This is a genomic window from Neobacillus vireti, from assembly GCF_001026695.1.
Classification (GTDB): Bacteria; Bacillota; Bacilli; order Bacillales; family Cytobacillaceae; genus Neobacillus; species Neobacillus vireti.
Genome location: NZ_LDNB01000002.1, coordinates 902,100 through 918,455 on the forward strand (window position 1 = coordinate 902,100; position 16,356 = coordinate 918,455).

14 protein-coding genes and 1 riboswitch are annotated in these 16,356 nt (G+C 40.0%); of the genes, 12 read left to right on the forward strand and 2 right to left on the reverse strand.

Annotated features, from left to right (window positions below):
• The first annotated feature begins 38 nt into the window (after positions 1-38).
• The 3 genes from AA980_RS04720 to AA980_RS04730 all read left to right on the forward strand — a co-directional run bounded on the left by AA980_RS04720 (position 39) and on the right by AA980_RS04730 (position 2,508).
• Positions 39-818, forward strand: a complete 780-nt coding sequence (locus tag AA980_RS04720; protein ID WP_024027774.1) for an ABC transporter permease — start codon at positions 39-41, stop codon at positions 816-818.
• A gap of 29 nt (positions 819-847) precedes the next feature.
• Positions 848-1,828, forward strand: a complete 981-nt coding sequence (locus AA980_RS04725; protein WP_152681096.1) for an ABC transporter substrate-binding protein — start codon at positions 848-850, stop codon at positions 1,826-1,828.
• Positions 1,829-1,989: 161 nt separating this feature from the next.
• Complete coding sequence (locus AA980_RS04730; protein WP_051427106.1) at positions 1,990-2,508, forward strand: protease inhibitor I9 family protein; 519 nt, start codon at positions 1,990-1,992, stop codon at positions 2,506-2,508.
• 238 nt (positions 2,509-2,746) lie between these two features.
• Here the strand turns inward: AA980_RS04730 and AA980_RS04735 are convergent, their stop codons facing one another.
• Positions 2,747-3,478 (reverse strand): protein-glutamine gamma-glutamyltransferase, encoded by a 732-nt coding sequence (locus AA980_RS04735; protein WP_024027771.1) that lies wholly within the window; start codon positions 3,476-3,478, stop codon positions 2,747-2,749.
• A gap of 60 nt (positions 3,479-3,538) precedes the next feature.
• Positions 3,539-4,762: an MFS transporter gene (locus tag AA980_RS04740; protein WP_024027770.1), complete on the reverse strand. Its 1,224-nt coding sequence runs from the start codon at positions 4,760-4,762 to the stop codon at positions 3,539-3,541.
• 253 nt (positions 4,763-5,015) lie between these two features.
• Positions 5,016-5,181: riboswitch (M-box (ykoK) riboswitch) on the forward strand.
• 177 nt (positions 5,182-5,358) lie between these two features.
• Here AA980_RS04740 and ftsW point away from each other — a divergent pair.
• The 9 genes from ftsW to pepF all read left to right on the forward strand — a co-directional run bounded on the left by ftsW (position 5,359) and on the right by pepF (position 16,274).
• Complete coding sequence (ftsW, locus tag AA980_RS04745; protein WP_024027769.1) at positions 5,359-6,522, forward strand: putative lipid II flippase FtsW; 1,164 nt, start codon at positions 5,359-5,361, stop codon at positions 6,520-6,522.
• Positions 6,500-7,843: a magnesium transporter gene (gene mgtE / locus AA980_RS04750; RefSeq protein WP_024027768.1), complete on the forward strand. Its 1,344-nt coding sequence runs from the start codon at positions 6,500-6,502 to the stop codon at positions 7,841-7,843. Before ftsW ends, mgtE begins: the two co-directional genes overlap by 23 nt.
• A 252-nt stretch (positions 7,844-8,095) precedes the next feature.
• On the forward strand, positions 8,096-8,743 hold the full coding sequence (locus tag AA980_RS04755; RefSeq protein WP_024027767.1) for a helix-turn-helix domain-containing protein: 648 nt from the start codon (positions 8,096-8,098) through the stop codon (positions 8,741-8,743).
• A gap of 32 nt (positions 8,744-8,775) precedes the next feature.
• The gene (locus AA980_RS04760; RefSeq protein WP_024027766.1) at positions 8,776-9,726 is read left to right on the forward strand and encodes an LCP family protein; all 951 of its coding nucleotides are present in this window, start codon (positions 8,776-8,778) and stop codon (positions 9,724-9,726) included.
• Between the two features lie 77 nt (positions 9,727-9,803).
• Positions 9,804-11,000 (forward strand): FtsW/RodA/SpoVE family cell cycle protein, encoded by a 1,197-nt coding sequence (locus tag AA980_RS04765; RefSeq protein ID WP_024027765.1) that lies wholly within the window; start codon positions 9,804-9,806, stop codon positions 10,998-11,000.
• Positions 11,001-11,189: 189 nt separating this feature from the next.
• A complete protein-coding gene (locus AA980_RS04770; protein ID WP_024027764.1) occupies positions 11,190-11,390 on the forward strand; it encodes a cold-shock protein in 201 nt (66 codons plus the stop codon).
• A gap of 89 nt (positions 11,391-11,479) precedes the next feature.
• Positions 11,480-12,364, forward strand: a complete 885-nt coding sequence (locus AA980_RS04775) for a hypothetical protein (protein ID WP_024027763.1) — start codon at positions 11,480-11,482, stop codon at positions 12,362-12,364.
• Between the two features lie 44 nt (positions 12,365-12,408).
• The gene (locus AA980_RS04780; RefSeq protein WP_024027762.1) at positions 12,409-13,779 is read left to right on the forward strand and encodes an MATE family efflux transporter; all 1,371 of its coding nucleotides are present in this window, start codon (positions 12,409-12,411) and stop codon (positions 13,777-13,779) included.
• A gap of 707 nt (positions 13,780-14,486) precedes the next feature.
• Positions 14,487-16,274, forward strand: a complete 1,788-nt coding sequence (gene pepF, locus AA980_RS04790; protein WP_024030745.1) for an oligoendopeptidase F — start codon at positions 14,487-14,489, stop codon at positions 16,272-16,274.
• Positions 16,275-16,356: the final 82 nt, after the last annotated feature.

The window sequence follows — 16,356 nt, forward strand, 5'->3', positions numbered from 1 at the left end:
AATCACGAAGAAACAAGAACTGGAGAGTTTGATTCACCATGAAAATTAACTGGAAAAAATGGCTGGGAGAGTATGGCCTGTTTATACTTGTTTCGATTCTATTAATTAGTGGCTGGGAGTGGGTTGTCAGAAATGGGTTGGTGCCGCCTTTCATATTACCGTCACCTTCCGCAATCTGGCGGTCACTTATAGAAAACCGGCAGCTCCTTTTGGAAGAACATCTGCCCGCAACCCTAATAGAGGTTTTGAGTGGTTTTGGAATATCACTTGGATGCGGCTTGCTGCTTGGCGCGGGGATGCATTTTTCTCGTGCCTTAGAGAAAATATTGTACCCGTTTCTCGTCATTTCACAAACTATCCCGTTGATTGCGATTTCGCCGATCTTTATCATGTGGTTCGGGTATTCGATCTGGAGCAAAATCGCCGTGACGATATTAATCTCGATTTTTCCAATCGTTGTAAGTACATATGATGGGCTGAAGTCAGGAGGGACGGAATACCGTGACTTACTGCTGACAATGGGTGCCAATCGCTGGACGATTTTTAAAAAAATTCAGGTACCGATGGCCTTGCCAGCGATCCTGTCTGGGTTAAAGATGGCTGCTGTTTATTGTGTTGTCGGAGCAACGATTGGTGAATGGCTTGGTGCAAGTGTTGGCTTAGGCTACTTCAGCCGGCGGATGTCAGGGAATTTACAAGCGGATGCCGTGTTTGCCGCGATATTCCTGCTGTCATTGCTAGGCATCATGCTGTTTTTAATGATTAGTTTCATAGAAAAACAGTTATTAAAAAATAAAATTCGCAACTTGAGAGGATGACTTCGACAGTGAAAAGAAGTTTTTTCATTATGATTTGTTTATTGATACTTATAGTAAGTGCATGCGGAAAAGGGGCATCAGATAAAGCCTCTGGTGGTGCTGGCAATTTACAAAAGGTGAGTTTAATGCTGGACTGGTATCCAAATGCGGTGCACTCTTTTCTATATGCAGCTAAAGAAAAGGGCTATTTCAAAGAACAAGGGCTAGATGTGCAAATCCAAATGCCGGCTGATACGAATGATCCCCTAAGACTTGTTGCGGCGGAAAAAATTGATATGTCGATTAGCTATCAGCCACAGGTACTGGTGGCACGGAGTGAGGATATTCCGGTGCAATCATTTGCTGCAATTGTTCGCCATCCATTAATTCAATTGATGGTACCCACAGATGGGCCAATCCATTCACCAAAGGATTTAATGGGTAAAACTATAGGTTACCCAGCAATTCCATTAGATGAAGCAATTATTCAAACAATGATGAAAACAGATGGCGGGGATGCGAAGAAGGTAAAGATGGTCGATGTCGGCTGGGACTTAATCCCCGCGATGGCGACGAAAAAAACCGATGCCCTAATGGGTGGATTTATCAATCATGAGAAATTATTGTTGGACAAAGAGGGCCATCCGATGCGTACCTTAAATCCTGCAGACTATGGGGTTCCGGATTATTATGAATTGGTTTTGGTTGGTAGTGAAAAAGGGTTAACTGCAAAACCAGAAGTATTTAAAAAATTTCTCGCTGCGATTACCAAGGGACAACAATTTGTTGTGGATCATCCAGAAGAAGGCTTGTCTATATTATTGGGGCATGAAGAGAAAACCTCACCACTGGAAAAGGATATCGAAACGAAAAGCTTACAAATCCTGCTCCCGCTGATGGACGCAAAAGACAAACCATTCGGCAGCCAAGACAAAGAAACCTGGGAACAGGTCGCGGAATGGTTAAAAAGTACCAAAATGATAAAACAAGAAGTAAAAGCGGATAAGGCATTTATAGATATTGGGTTATAAAAATGATTTTGATGAAGTAGATGAAACAGCATTTTCAGCCAAGGAACTTTGCTATAAATTGATTTTATAGAAATATCTGAAATATCAATAGGAGTAAATTGCAATTAATGATTAAGAGTAGTAGCGTATAACTATACCTATTTCTAGAAGGGGGTATGGATTTGCCAAAAGGGGGAAAGGTTTTACTGATATTTTGTCTGCTGTCTTTGGTAGGTGTTGGTGTATTTTATACTCAACATAAACGGGATAAGGAAGTACAAATTAGTCCAACGGAAGAACAGGAAGAACCGAAGGGGGAAGAGGTAATGACGCAGAATATTTATATTGACCCAAAGATTAATATGAATAGCCCGGCAGAGGTAACGATTATTATTCATTTTAAGACAAAGCCCGCAAAAACGGCTGTCGCCTTGGCAGAAGCAAGTGGAATTCCCTTAACATTGGAACAAGCGGAACAGGACGTCAAAGATAGTCATGAACGGTTTCAGAAGGACGCGGAAAAGTATTTAGGCGAAAAGCAAATTCCTTATCGAATTGTCCATAACTATACAGCTGCCCTTAATGGCGTGGCCATCAAACTGCCTGCAAATGAGATCCAAACGTTGTTACAATCCGCTGAAATAGAGGCTATTTATGCCAACCGGGAAATCAAGCTTGTACCACCGGTGCAGCCGTCATAAATAAAAAATAGAAGCTTGGCGCGGGGAAGTACCCCACCGCCAAGCTTTTTTAGTAAATAAGAGGGAGTATATATTTTTGACTTTGAGAATTGTCCAGCTCCAGCGCCCTAACGGCTAATGTCCTTCGCACTCCGCCCTACGATAAGTCAACATCGATTCGCTCCGCTCGCCGTGTTTCCTTTATCTCAGTTGGAGTGCTCCAGGCCATACTCCGCTGAACAGGGCGCTTGCGCTTTTCTTAGTAAAAAATCAATTGATAATTAGGTCTTGTAATCATACTCATGAGGTAAGCGGAAGTCTTCGGTTCGGGCTTTCTTTTTTTATTCAAAAAGTCAATAATGGTTTTTGCATTTTGGATTCCTACCCCGTGTCCGTAGTATTGATCGTCACCAAAATAAATCACATTTTCAGCCCGCCACCATGGCTGTTTCGGATCAAAGTCGGGATTATTGAAATGGAGGACATCCCCAGGCAGGTAATCATCGCCATTTTTTTGGAGAATCGGCAGGTCATCATCAAATTGCCAATCCATCAAGTAAAGCCTGGCAAACAGGATATTAAACCTCTCTTCTCCGAGCGAATATAATGCAGCGATATATAAAACAATAGCAATCCCAGTGGAGCATTCAAAGGCGTATAGTTTTCCATTTTTTATGATATCTAAAATACCGGCAGAAGGACGAACATCAGGCTTTAAAAGGAAGCCGCCGTTACCTAAGCGATCCCAATACTTCTTATTACAGAATGCATAGCTATACGTAGTAAACTTCGCACCGCTTTTGTTCAGCTCCCGGGCTGCCTTCATTGTATTGCTTCTAAATAGAAGTTCAAATTTTAATTGGTCAACAGAGCGATATTGATAAGTTTCGTTAAAGGCGGCCATTTGTTTAAGAATGGTTTTCTGTTCAGCATTTGTAATAGTGGAAAGGAGCTCCTCGGGCTTGACAGGTTGATGATTGATTAAGATCATGTTTCTCCCCCCGTTTTGCTAAAAATCAACTCACCTTCTAAAATATGAAACTTAGCATCGTTATATTTGTAATTTTTCTAAACCTTTTTTGCTTTTCATAAATTTCATATACATGAGCAGGAAAACAAGAGCGCTCATAAATCTAAATACGGAGATTAATCCCATTGATTTTTGCATTCCGGTTGATTCTAAAAGCCAGATTCCGATTTGTGGTGCCATAAAGGCGACAAACGATAACAGGACATTGTAGGTGGTAATGCAGTATGTCCTCTTTTCCTTTGGAGATTGTTCCAACAGGAGGTTGAACAACAACAGCATTGTTCCAGATACAAAGAAACCCGATGACATTTGCACGAAGGTTAGATAGATGAAATTAGTAGACAATACCGTTAAAAACGGTGCTGTAGCCATCCCGGCTGCTACCCAGACAAGCATTAATGTGTTTGATTTCTGTTCAGCCCATTTTTTCCATAATGGGAAAGAGAAGATTTGCACCAACTGACTGCCAACGGAAAAAATACTAATCCAGAGAATGGTCGCATGCGCATACCGCACATTGTAAATATTGAAAAGCCCCCAAGCCATCTGCCAAGAGAAGTTAAAGCATAATGCGGTAATCAGAAACCATTTATACCCCTGATCTTTAAAGATGGACCAGTCCATCGAGGCGTTCTTCTTCTCTTTATTCAGTTTCGGCAGCACTGTTTCCTTATGCTTCATTAGGAAAAATACTTCTAACAATCCAAAAATAAAGGCGAGAAAAAACAAGCCTTGGTAAGCAGCGGCATTATCGGTTTGTTTTTTCATTACCACACCGATAATTAAGGTAGTAATCATCCCTACTATGGTTAACAGTCGATTGCGGTCACTAAAAAAGGCTCCTCTGCGCTCATCACGAATCATCCCACTAATCAGTGTTTGCCAGCCGATGTTCGAAATTGTTCCCGGAACATTCATTAATGCAATTATCAATAAAAAAGCCCATGCTTGATAAGGAGTAGGGATAAAAATAACACCAACTAACAGGATAAATAGCGCCCGCGCTCCTAAAACTGAGATAGCGACCGTTTTCTTTTGTTCGTCTAAGCGATTTAATAGAATAGCAGCTGGTATTGTCATGATTAAGGCGACTAGCGGCGGCAGGGAACTGATTAAACCAACTTGATAATTAGTGGCTCCTAGGATGGATATGGCAAAAATCGGAAAGAAATTACTTGCTAGGTTTGCAGCAATGGTCGATACCATTCCATGATAGATACTTATTTTTTCATTATACGCGCGCATGTGTTCCTCACCATTTCACTTTAAAATTATACAATTTATTATACAATTCAATTGCGTTATTTCTACTAAATATTTTTAAAATAAATATATTTTACAATAATTTTATTTTCAATAAAACGATTGAATTATCAAAAAATAATACCGCTTTTTCATGACGAAGAATTTTTTTTAAAACATTCTGTACTCCCGTTGAATAATTTCGTTGACATTTTGACAACAAAAACATATATTTTAATTAATCTAATAAACACTTAAAGTATTCTGTTAGGTGAGGCTCCTAAATAGAGAAACGCTTCTGCCCAAAAATGTCGAGAGACGCCAATGGGTCAACAGGAAAGATCGGAAGAAGGTCTTTTTTAATGAAGCTGGTAAACGTACCTATGCTATTTAGTGCTAAAACTTGAACGAGGGGAAACTTAGGTAATAATCTATTAAGCTGTCAATTCTCTAAAAAATTGTCGTGCGAATATAGTTTTTTTATGTGCAAACATAGCCTTTATTTCCGCTAATTGAGAAATAAAGGCTATTTTTTCTGCCTGAAAAATTTATCTGGGTTGTGTCGAAGTTCTCGATAATCGTCAACAAGAGGTGATGAAATGGACCTGAAACGGTTAAAAAAAATCGATTATTTATTGGTCATAACGGCCATTTTCTTATGTTTGTTTGGACTTGTTATGGTATATAGTGCGAGCTTTCCGATCGCTTCGGTGGATTTCCACGATTCTCGCTACTTTTATACAAAACAACTTCACTCATTAGGAATCGGAATTGTTCTGATGGTCATCACAATTGTATTTCCTTATCGTGTTTACGGTAAACTGAGCCCTATTTTGGTAGTAATATCGATTATTTTATTGATTATGGTGTTAATTCCAGGGTTTGGTGTGGAAAGGAACCATTCGCAGCGCTGGCTCCATTTAGGGCCTATTCTGATCCAGCCTACTGAAGCGATCAAACTGGTGATGATCATTTATTTTGCCAATGTATACGCCAAAAAACAAGCCTATATTGCCCATTTTTGGAAGGGTGTCATGCCGCCGCTGTTCATATTGGCTTTCGTTTTTTTACTGATATTAAAACAACCGGATTTAGGAACCGCAACGGCCATTTTATTACCTTGCGGATTCATCCTTCTGTGTTCGGGAGCACGGATTATTCACCTGATCCTTTTAGGAGGTATAGCTGTAGGAGGAATTGGTTTTTTTGCCATTTCCGCACCCTATCGCATGAACCGAATATTATCGTTTCGCAATCCGTTTGCCGATCCATACGGCGACGGGTATCAGTTAATAAGTTCTTACCACGCGATCGCCTCTGGAGGGACGTGGGGGAAGGGGCTGGGACATAGTATTCAAAAATTTGGCTATCTTCCTGAAGCACATACCGATTTTATCATGGCTGTTATATTGGAAGAGCTCGGGATATTTGGACTTATGTTAGTTATTTTTTCTTATCTATTTATCATGTACCGCGGGGTCCGTATTGCCCTTAACGCAAAAGATCCGTTTGCTAAATTATTGGCAATAGGATTAACTTTTCAAATCATGGTACAGGTCATTTTCAATTTAGCGGCTGTTTCGGGTTTACTCCCGATAACCGGAGTACCTCTGCCGTTCGTAAGTTATGGTGGATCTTCATTAATATTTATGTTAATTTCATTGGGGATTTTAACCAATTTATCAAGAAGGACTAAACATAAAATACCTCAAGTCAAGGTAAAAAAAGGAGGTTTTGATCATGGAACAAAATATGATGCTTGAATTGAAAAGCATTTTACAAGCGCAAAATCAAGGCAATTTAAATGAATTAATTGGCGATTTACAGCCATTTGATATAGCTGCGATGGTGAGTGAAGTAGATACGGAAGAACAATTAACATTTTTCTTTTTAGTACCAACCTCGCTAGGGGCAGAAATTCTTGAATATTTAGAACCGGAGCTGCAATATAAAATTCTCCTTCGAATGAAGGAACAATATAAATCGGATCTTTTAAATGAAATGTCAAGTGATACGATCGTAAATCTGCTTTTATCGGTTCATCCGAATCAAGCAAAAAAACTAATGGACTATCTGCCAGACGATTATCGGTTGAAGATTAATACGCTGATGAACTATGAACCAAATACCGCCGGAAGATTGGCGACAATCGATTATGTAGGGGCACGAATTCACTGGACTGTCGAGCACACTTTAGCACACATTCGAAAAGTGGGTCATGAGGCGGAGATTGTTTCTTACATTTATGTGGTAGATAAAAACGGTGAACTAGTCGGGGTTGTTTCTTTAAAAGATATTATCTTGGCTAAGGAAGGAACAGTCTTGGAAGATATCATCCAAGGGGAACCGATTTCCGTTTCTGTCTACGTCCATCAGCAGGAAGCTGCGGCTGTGTTGTCAAAATACGACCTTGTTGCCATTCCGGTTGTCACCCACAATCAGCGAATGATTGGAATTCTTACCGTTGATGATTTAATTGACGTCATTCACGAGGAAGCAACCGAAGATTTTCAAAAGCTTGGCGGAAGTCAACCGTTAACGGACCCATACTTTAAAAATTCGATCTGGAGCATTTATCGAAAAAGAATTGGCTGGCTGTTAATTCTGTTTGTTGCCGAGGCTTATACGGGAACCGTGTTAAGGCATTATGAGGACACACTTTCCGAGCAAATCGCTTTAGCCTTTTTTGTACCGCTCTTAATCGGGACAGGGGGGAATACGGGCTCACAAACAGTAACAACATTAGTGCGGGCGATGGCCGTAGGGGAAGTTGAATTTAAAGATATTTTCAAGGTGTTTAGAAAAGAAGTATCGACAGGTTTTTTTCTCGGTCTAACAATGGGGACAGTGGCTTTAATCCGCGCCTTCTTCCTCGGTGTTGATTTCAACGTTGGGGCAGTTGTTGCGATTTCCGCATTATTTATCGTAATCTGGGCTTCCATGGTAGCAGCTGTTTTGCCAATGATTTTGAACAAGTTGAAGGTTGACCCGGCAATCGTTTCTGGCCCATTTATTACCACTTTAGTCGATGGAACAGGTTTAATTTTATACTTTACCGTTGCAAAGATTCTATTACATCTATAATTTTTTCTTTTTAAGAGACGGGTCCCGCTTTGAGAGGAATTTGGAACCATCATTTGCGGAATCATCATTTTAATTACTGCTGTTACAGCTTTCTTTTAAATTTTTCTAATCTTTAACCAATGTTGACAAAGTGTCAATTATCCGGTATATTCCACAATGACACTAACTTTATTAATCTAAAAAAATAGTAAAAAATTCAATTTCTCATGTTATAACAAGCTGAATTTTTCTGTTTGAAGGGGATAGAAGAGTATGGCGGATCAACATAAAACGAGTAAACTTGGTTTATTGTTAAAAGAATTACTGAAGGAAAAGTCATTATCAATGAGAAAGCTTAGTGAGCTAACAACAATTGATACGGCCACAATTTCAAGAATTATAAATGGAAAACGAAGGGCAAAGCCTGAACATTTACAAAAAATCGCTGACTGCCTTGGAGTTCCGATCACTGATTTATTTGTAGCTGCCGGATACCCAGTGGACCAAAGCCAGGAACAGCAGGGGTCAGATATACACTGGTCGATAGACAGCATTCAAAACATTCTCGATTCATCTGAATGGAACAATAAACCGTTTTCAGTTGAGTCGGTTGAACAGCAATTGGCGAAATATCAACATTATGCCGAGACCGATGAGGGAAAAGAGACGATTCTTACTGGTTTTAAGAAAAAACTGAGAAAAGTTGGCAGCATCGGACCGTTTATCAGCCAGTTAAAAGAGATGTTTGAGCGGTTTCGCTTAAAGAAAGGTTCTCCTATTGAGCTTGCGATCATTGGCAGTGTGCTCATATATTTTATTATTTCGGTGGATGTGATCCCGGATTACATTTTTCCAATTGGCTATTTAGACGATGCAGTCGCCGTGAAACTTGGTTTAGATTTATTATCCAAAAATGTTTGAAACAAAAATGAAATTGACAGGTGATAGGTAAAATGGAATACAGAACAAGAACAAAAAAGAAACGGAAATGGCTTAGAAACAGCCTTTTAACAGTACTAGTATTATTTATATCCGTCATAATTTATTGTGTTTATCAATATAAAAATGGCTTAGCAGAAGCGAGTAATGGCAAGCATATGGACGCACACACATCGTATGATGACTTCCAAGGCGCTGAACCCCAATTTGGCGAGATTAATATATTATTGCTTGGCAGTGATTCGCGCGGTGAGGAGCATGCACGTTCTGATACCTTAATGATTGCTCACTATAATCAAAAAACACATAATATGAAGGTCGCTTCGATTATGAGGGATTCGTATGTCGATATTCCCGAACATGGCAAGAATAAAATCAATGCGGCATTTGCCCTTGGCGGTCCAGAATTAGTCCGGAAAACGATTAAGGAAAATTTTGATGTCGATATTAATTACTACGCCATTGTCGATTTTGAAGGGTTTTCAAAAATCGTTGATCTCGTAGCCCCTAACGGTATTGAAGTGGATATACCATATGAAATGTCCTATGGAATTGGGATGACACTTCTTCCCGGTAAACAAATATTACATGGGGATAAATTAATAGGATATGTGCGCTTTCGTCATGATCGCTTAAGTGATTTCGGCCGGGTGGAAAGACAGCAAGAAGTAGTTTCAAAAATCAAAGACCAAGCAGTCGGTGTCCATAGTTTATTAAACCTGCCAAAAATCCTTGGGATGGCAACACCGTATATTGATACAAATGTCGATACGCCAACGATACTATCAATTGGGAAAGGGTTAATTGCTGGTGACTCCAAAAAAGTGGAAAGCATTCGAATCCCACTTGAAGATGCCTATGAGGATAAAACGGTAAACGTCGGAGCTGTACTTAAACTTGATTTTGAAAAAAATAAGCAGGCTTTACGTGATTTCTTGTCATCATCAGATGGGAGCAGCCAATGAGGCATGCCCGACTTTCACTGATGTGTAAGCGGGGCATCAGTAATAGTTGATCAATTTGGTTTGAAGGTGAAAAATAAATGAACTCAGAAACAACAATTTTTAAACGATTAGATGGTGCCATCATGCTTATTTTGATGGCCTTTTTTATGATAAGCATCGTATTTATTTATAGCAGTCAGCAGACAGGGCAGTATGGAGCACAAAATTTCGCCTTGAAACAGGGAATCAATTATTTGATCGGTTTTACGCTTTTAATCATGGTTGCTAAGCTTGATATTGACCAAATTGAAAGGTTAGCGTGGCCCGCTTATATTACGTTATTTGTAACCATCATTCTATTGCGATTTTCTCCGGAAAAGATTGCTCCGATGATATATGGGGCGAAAAGATGGTTTAGCATTCCCCTGATAGGTTCAATTCAGCCATCAGAATATTTCAAAATAGCATTAATTATTCTGGTTGCCAGACTCATTTCACGGCATAATGCAACGCATTTTCTAAGAACAGTGCAAACTGATTTATTACTTGTGGGGAAAATTCTGCTTGTAACGATTCCACCCTCCTTGTTTGTCTATCAGCAGCCAGATACAGGGATGGTCTTTCTCTATTTTATTGCAATTGCGAGCATGCTGTACTTAGCAGGTCTAAAAAGGAAGTTAGTGGCTGTTTTTGTTCTCGTGCCAACCCTTATTGCCGGGGTGCTCGTTTATTTATTTTTCTACCAGCCGGACATCATTTATAAAGATATAATTCCTTTGTTAAAGCCGCATCAGCAGGAGCGGATCATCGGATGGCTGGACCCTTCAGGGGATAGTAAAGGAGCCTATCAAAGCCAAAAATCCTTGCTAGCTGTAGGGAGCGGTGAAATTTCAGGAAAAGGATACATGCAGGGGAATGTTTACATTCCTGAGAAACATACAGACTTTATCTTTGCAACTGTAGCAGAAGAAGGCGGTTTTCTTATTGCTGCGTTCGTTGTGCTTTTATTTATGCTTTTGCTCTATCGAATTATTAGAATCGGGCATAAATCACAAACCTCTTTTGGTACGTATATTTGTGCGGGAATTACATTTAGTATGAGTGTGCAAATTTTCCAGAATATCGGAATGGTCGTAGGGATCATGCCGGTTAAAGGGATAGCCCTGCCCTTTTTAACGTATGGCGGGAGCTCCTTGTTTTCTAATATGATTTTATTGGGAATGATCTTATCGATACGAAAAACGTTTGGTTTATATATGTTTGGAAAAACAAAAGAGGAATCGAAACTATCTTAAAGGAATAAAAATCTCGTTCCTGTGTTTGGTTATTTATTAGGTTGCATTATCCAATAGCATCTGTTATAGTTAAGGAGAATTATTTTTGTCTGGTCGGAAAGAACGTTAAAGTGAAACTGCTTTCTGTCTTGAAGATTTGAGCAAGGATAGTAATACATTGTGCACAGCGCACAGCAGGAGGATATACAAATGGAACAAGGTAAAGTAAAATGGTTTAATGCAGAAAAAGGTTTTGGATTCATCGAACGCGAAGCTGGAGACGATGTATTCGTTCACTTCTCAGCAATCCAAGGAGAAGGTTTCAAATCTTTAGACGAAGGCCAAGCAGTAACTTTTGATGTTGAACAAGGTCAACGTGGCCCACAAGCATCTAACGTTCGCAAAGCATAATCTAAACCAATCTCAATGAAAAAGACTCTCTCGCAGAGTCTTTTTTTTTTGAAAAAAAAGACCGCGCACTATGTTTTCTGCCGGAGTTCATGAAGCTTATTGTTTTCTCCCTGAAATGGTATAATCAAACCAAATACATAGTTGAAGGAAGTGAAGTAGTAATTATGGCGCACGCACATATCGAACAAACAGAGTTAACCCGCTATATTCCGCCGAAAGGGGACTACGAGACTTTTCGTGATGAGGAACATTATAAAGACAAACTGAAGGAGTGGGGACTTTCCTCGGCCAAGGAAGCAAAAAAGGAGTTTTGGTATAAGAATCGAACCTATCAGCGTCAGGTAACCATTAAAGGCTATGAAACGTACGGGAATGGAGGGGGATTTGCTACACTTGTGATTGAGTTTCAAGACGGGAATGTAACCTGTATCCACCCTGCATATTTAAAAGAAATGCAGCAATCCAGTTTTGGAAAAGAAAGCATGTTTACAGTTGAGAACAAAGATCCTGCAACATCATTACCGGTTGGAGAGGTAACAAAAGAAACCGATCCTGCTAAGGACACAGAATCTCCCAAAAAAGAAGCAGCATTGAAACCCGCAAAAGTAAAAGAAGCGAAACCAAAGAAAGAAAAGGTTCCAAAGCTCGAACTTCCTGCCGATAAAGTTCACTTTACAGCCACAGTCAAACAATTTGCCCTAACCTACAATCCTTTTAATGAAGAAAATGATGAAGTAGTCATTTTAGAACAAGTACAAATTGTTCAGGAATCCCCGCTAGAGCTCGGGCTTGCCTGGTGCAGCCATAGCAAAACACTTAAGAAATTTGAACTTGCCCATGGAGATTTACTTGAATTCGATGGAAAAGTGGTCGCCAAGAAATTGGCAAAAGGGAAAGATGTGGAGGAAGAATTCGTGGTTGATACAGCAGTGCTGTACAAAATCAACAATCCATCAAAAATAACCAAGAAATAGGGCAAGGAAGGTCCATGCTTTAAAATCCTAAGGAGTATTTTTTTATGAATCAAACGTTTACCATCAAAGAAAAGACAAAACAAATTTTTGTTTTATTAATTCCGATATTAATCACCCAGCTTGGCATGTTTTCAATGGTATTTTTCAACACGATTATGTCAGGCAAATATGATTCCTCAAATCTTGCCGGTGTGGCGATCGGCTCCTCGATTTGGAGTCCGGTTTTCATGGGAATCAGCGGGATCCTGCTTGCTGTATCACCGATTGCGGCCCAGCGTTTCGGAGAGAAGAATAACGAAGAGGTTTCCTCAATTGTCAAGCATGGAATCTACCTATCCGTCATCATTGCTGCAGTCGTAATCATCGCAGGTTTTTTCCTGTTAGTTCCTCTCTTAGATAAAATGAAGTTGCCCGACCGTGTGCATGAAACGGCTTTTAATTATTTGGTTGGCCTAAGTTATGGACTTTTGCCTTTGTTTATTTTTAACGTGTTGCGCTCGTATATTTATGCACTCGGAAAGACCAGAGTCGTAATGGTCATCCTCCTGTTAGCATTACCACTCAATTTCTTCTTGAACTATTGTCTCATCTTTGGAAATTTAGGTTTTCCGGAACTCGGCGGAGCCGGGGCGGGGTATGCGACCTCAATTACCTATTGGGCGATAATGGCCATGACTACTTTCATCGTGAAAACACAAGTTCCATTTTCTTCGTTTCCTGTGTTTACTAATATGAAGGAATTTTCGTGGGATCAATGTAAAGAAATTTTAAAAATTGGTGTGCCGATGGGGCTGTCAACTTTTTTTGAAACGAGTATGTTTGCCGTCGTTACAATTCTTTTAAGCAAGTTTAGTGTCACGACAATCGCGGCCTATCAATCAGCGTTAAACATCGTCTCCTTTCTCTATATGATTCCAATCAGTATCTCGATGGCGCAAACGGTTCTTGTCGGATATGAGGTCGGTGCGCGCCGTTATAAGGATGCGAAACAATACAGTTGGCTCGGGATTTACTTAGCGATTTTAAGTGCGGTTATTAGCGGAGTATTTGTCGTTATATTTCGCTACCAGGTTGCCGGATTTTATTCCAATGAAGCAGCGGTCATCAATTTAACGGCGAACTTTTTAATTTTTGCCCTCTTTTTTCAAATTTGTGACGCGATTCAGGTAACAGCGCAGGCTGCGTTAAGAGGGTACAAGGACGTCAATCTTGCCTTCGTTATGACGTTAATCGCATACTGGTTAATTTGCCTTCCAGTCGGTTATCTCCTCGCCCATTTTACCACCCTGGGAGCTAGAGGCTACTGGATTGGATTAACCGTCGGATTACTGGCAGCAGGCATCGCTTTATCGTTCAGACTGAACTATATTCAAAAACGGAAGTTCGTAGAAGTGAAAATAAAAGAAGTAGTTTAGAAATGCTTATATTTACTGAAAATATAAAATGACGCCATTTCGGAAGAAATGGCGTCAATCTTTTAATATAGTTTTTTAGAACTGAACAATTTTGAAAATAGATTTTGCTGTTTATCGGTAATCATTAGTTCTTCCATTATTAATTTCTCTCGATTAGTGGTTATCCAATTCTGTAATTCTTGTTTATCTTTGCAAAGAGTATAATATGTTTCCCCACCTTTTCCAAGTGCGTTGACAACATACCTGCAAGTGTTCCCCATAATTTCCACCTTTAAATAGTAATGTTTAGTATCTATATGGATTATAGCAGGCTTAAAAAATATGTCCACCACTTTTTTTCAGCAAAATCATCCAAAATTTTATCAGGTAAAATAGACACTAATATTTCAGAAGTGTCTTCAGATTAAGGAAGCGATTTCACATGGAAATGCATTTTTTTATTAGGCTTTGTTAAAAGTGAATGTTGATTTCCGTTCCAGGCGCTTCGCTTTCCGCGGGGCGGGCGGTGAGCCTCCTTGGCGCTAAAGCGCCTGCGGGGTCTCACCTGTCCCGCTGCTCCCGCAGGAGTCTCGCGCCTTCCACTCCAATCAACATTGTGCTCATAATCAACAATGTGCTTTAACATAGCCTTTAATTAATAAATTTCCAATCGAATCCGGTATAATAAAATAGCAAACCATTAATAAAAGAATTGAGGGATGTATGTGGTGAACACCTATCAATCCAGAGCGGAAGTGCCTGAAAACGAAAAATGGAACATGGAGGACATTTATCCGTCGTTAGAAACATGGGAAGAGGACTATCGTCGTATCGAAGAAATGACAACCAAATTAAAACAATACGACGGCACGATTCAAGATGGAACATCCCTTTATGATTATTTAGCAGAAAAAGAAGAAGTATCGAGTAAATTCAACCTTGTGTATGTGTATGGAATGCTGCAGGCAGATGTGGACACGAGGGATATCGAAGCACAGTCACTAGTTGACAGGGCCAAGCAGCTTGCCGTCAAACTAAATGCGGCAACAGCATTCTTTATGCCCTATTTATTAAGCCTTGAAGAAAGTACCTTAAAAGAATTTATTCAACAAGAACCGCGGCTCGATTACTTCGAAAAGGATTTATTCGAAGCGTACCGTTACAAGAAACATGTCCTAAGTAAGGAAAAAGAAGAAATTCTATCCAATCTTGGAGAAGCACTCTCAGCTCCTAGCCAAACCTATAACATGCTTAATAACGCTGATATCAAATTCGGTGAGGTAACTACGGAGGATGGCGATAAAGTGGAATTAACACGCGGCATGTACTCCAAATTGATTGAAGATGACGACCGAAATAAGCGCCAGGAGGCCTATAAGGCCTATTACCAACCATACCTTCAACTGAAAAATTCGCTTGCCTCCACCTTGGCTGCCAATATTAAAACTAACGTAACCCTGGCACGCCTAAGGAACTATCCTTCAGCATTGGAGAAGGGGTTGTTCGGGGACATGGTTCCAAAGGAAGTCTATGAAAATCTGATTGCAGCAACGAAGGCTAATATCACTGCGCTCCACCGTTATACAGCGATTCGAAAAGAAAAACTGGCGGTAGAGGAATTGCGTCAATATGATTTAAATGCCCCGCTAGTGAACGGGGTGAAAATCGAAATTTCTTATGACGACGCCTATGGCACCATTCTGGATGCATTAGCGCCTCTTGGGGAAGAATACGTCAACACACTGAAAACATTTAAAGACGCCCGTTATATTGATGTACGGGAGACACCAGGAAAGCGTTCCGGTGCTTATAATTTAGGGGTATATGGTGTCCACCCGTTTGTCCTGTTAAATCAACATGACGACCTAGACAGTATGTTCACGATGATTCACGAATTCGGTCATGCAATGCATTCCTGGTACTCTAGTTCACACCAGCCTAGAATCTCAGCCGGTTACAGCATTTTTGTCGCCGAAGTGGCGTCAACCGTTAATGAAGTCTTACTGATCAATTACTTGCTTAATAAAGAAACAAATGAAGCGATTCGAAAGCATTTACTCAATCACTTTATCGATCAATTTAGAGGAACCTTCTTTACGCAGGTGATGTTTGCGGAGTTTGAAAAAATCACCCATGAACTCGCGGAATCAGGCAAGCCGCTAAACGTAGCTGTATTTAACCAAACCTATGAATCGTTATTCAGGCAATACAATGGCGAAGATGTTGTTTTTGATGATGAAGTCAAATACGGCTGGTCAAGAATCCCGCATTTCTACCGCCCGTTTTATGTATATAAATATGCAACCGGCTTTGCCTCCGCTATTCATATTGCCGAGAAACTGTTAGCCGGCGATCAAGCGACCTTAATAGCCTATTTAGATTTTCTAAAAAGTGGAAGTTCTGATTATCCACTTGAATTGTTAAAGAAAACAGGCGTCGATTTAACTTCGCCAGAACCGATTAACAACGCCTTAAAGCGTTTCGACCAGCTGGTAACGGAATTCTCATCCATTTAATAAAGACACCTAAGTGACGGGTAATGTCCTTCAAATGAGCAATGAAGGACATTACCCGCCAAGCTCAGTTAAAAGCCAACAC

What these genes read in the sequence shown, in the direction of transcription:
- AA980_RS04720 (WP_024027774.1), top strand. Translation starts at nt 39, where the DNA reads ATGAAAATTAACTGGAAAAAATGGCTGGGAGAGTATGGCCTGTTTATA.
- AA980_RS04725 (WP_152681096.1), top strand. Translation starts at nt 848, where the DNA reads ATGATTTGTTTATTGATACTTATAGTAAGTGCATGCGGAAAAGGGGCA.
- AA980_RS04735 (WP_024027771.1), bottom strand. Translation starts at nt 3,478, where the DNA reads ATGATCTTAATCAATCATCAACCTGTCAAGCCCGAGGAGCTCCTTTCC.
- AA980_RS04740 (WP_024027770.1), bottom strand. Translation starts at nt 4,762, where the DNA reads ATGCGCGCGTATAATGAAAAAATAAGTATCTATCATGGAATGGTATCG.
- ftsW (WP_024027769.1), top strand. Translation starts at nt 5,359, where the DNA reads ATGGACCTGAAACGGTTAAAAAAAATCGATTATTTATTGGTCATAACG.
- mgtE (WP_024027768.1), top strand. Translation starts at nt 6,500, where the DNA reads ATGGAACAAAATATGATGCTTGAATTGAAAAGCATTTTACAAGCGCAA.
- AA980_RS04755 (WP_024027767.1), top strand. Translation starts at nt 8,096, where the DNA reads ATGGCGGATCAACATAAAACGAGTAAACTTGGTTTATTGTTAAAAGAA.
- AA980_RS04760 (WP_024027766.1), top strand. Translation starts at nt 8,776, where the DNA reads ATGGAATACAGAACAAGAACAAAAAAGAAACGGAAATGGCTTAGAAAC.
- AA980_RS04765 (WP_024027765.1), top strand. Translation starts at nt 9,804, where the DNA reads ATGAACTCAGAAACAACAATTTTTAAACGATTAGATGGTGCCATCATG.
- AA980_RS04770 (WP_024027764.1), top strand. Translation starts at nt 11,190, where the DNA reads ATGGAACAAGGTAAAGTAAAATGGTTTAATGCAGAAAAAGGTTTTGGA.
- AA980_RS04775 (WP_024027763.1), top strand. Translation starts at nt 11,480, where the DNA reads ATGAAGCTTATTGTTTTCTCCCTGAAATGGTATAATCAAACCAAATAC.
- AA980_RS04780 (WP_024027762.1), top strand. Translation starts at nt 12,409, where the DNA reads ATGAATCAAACGTTTACCATCAAAGAAAAGACAAAACAAATTTTTGTT.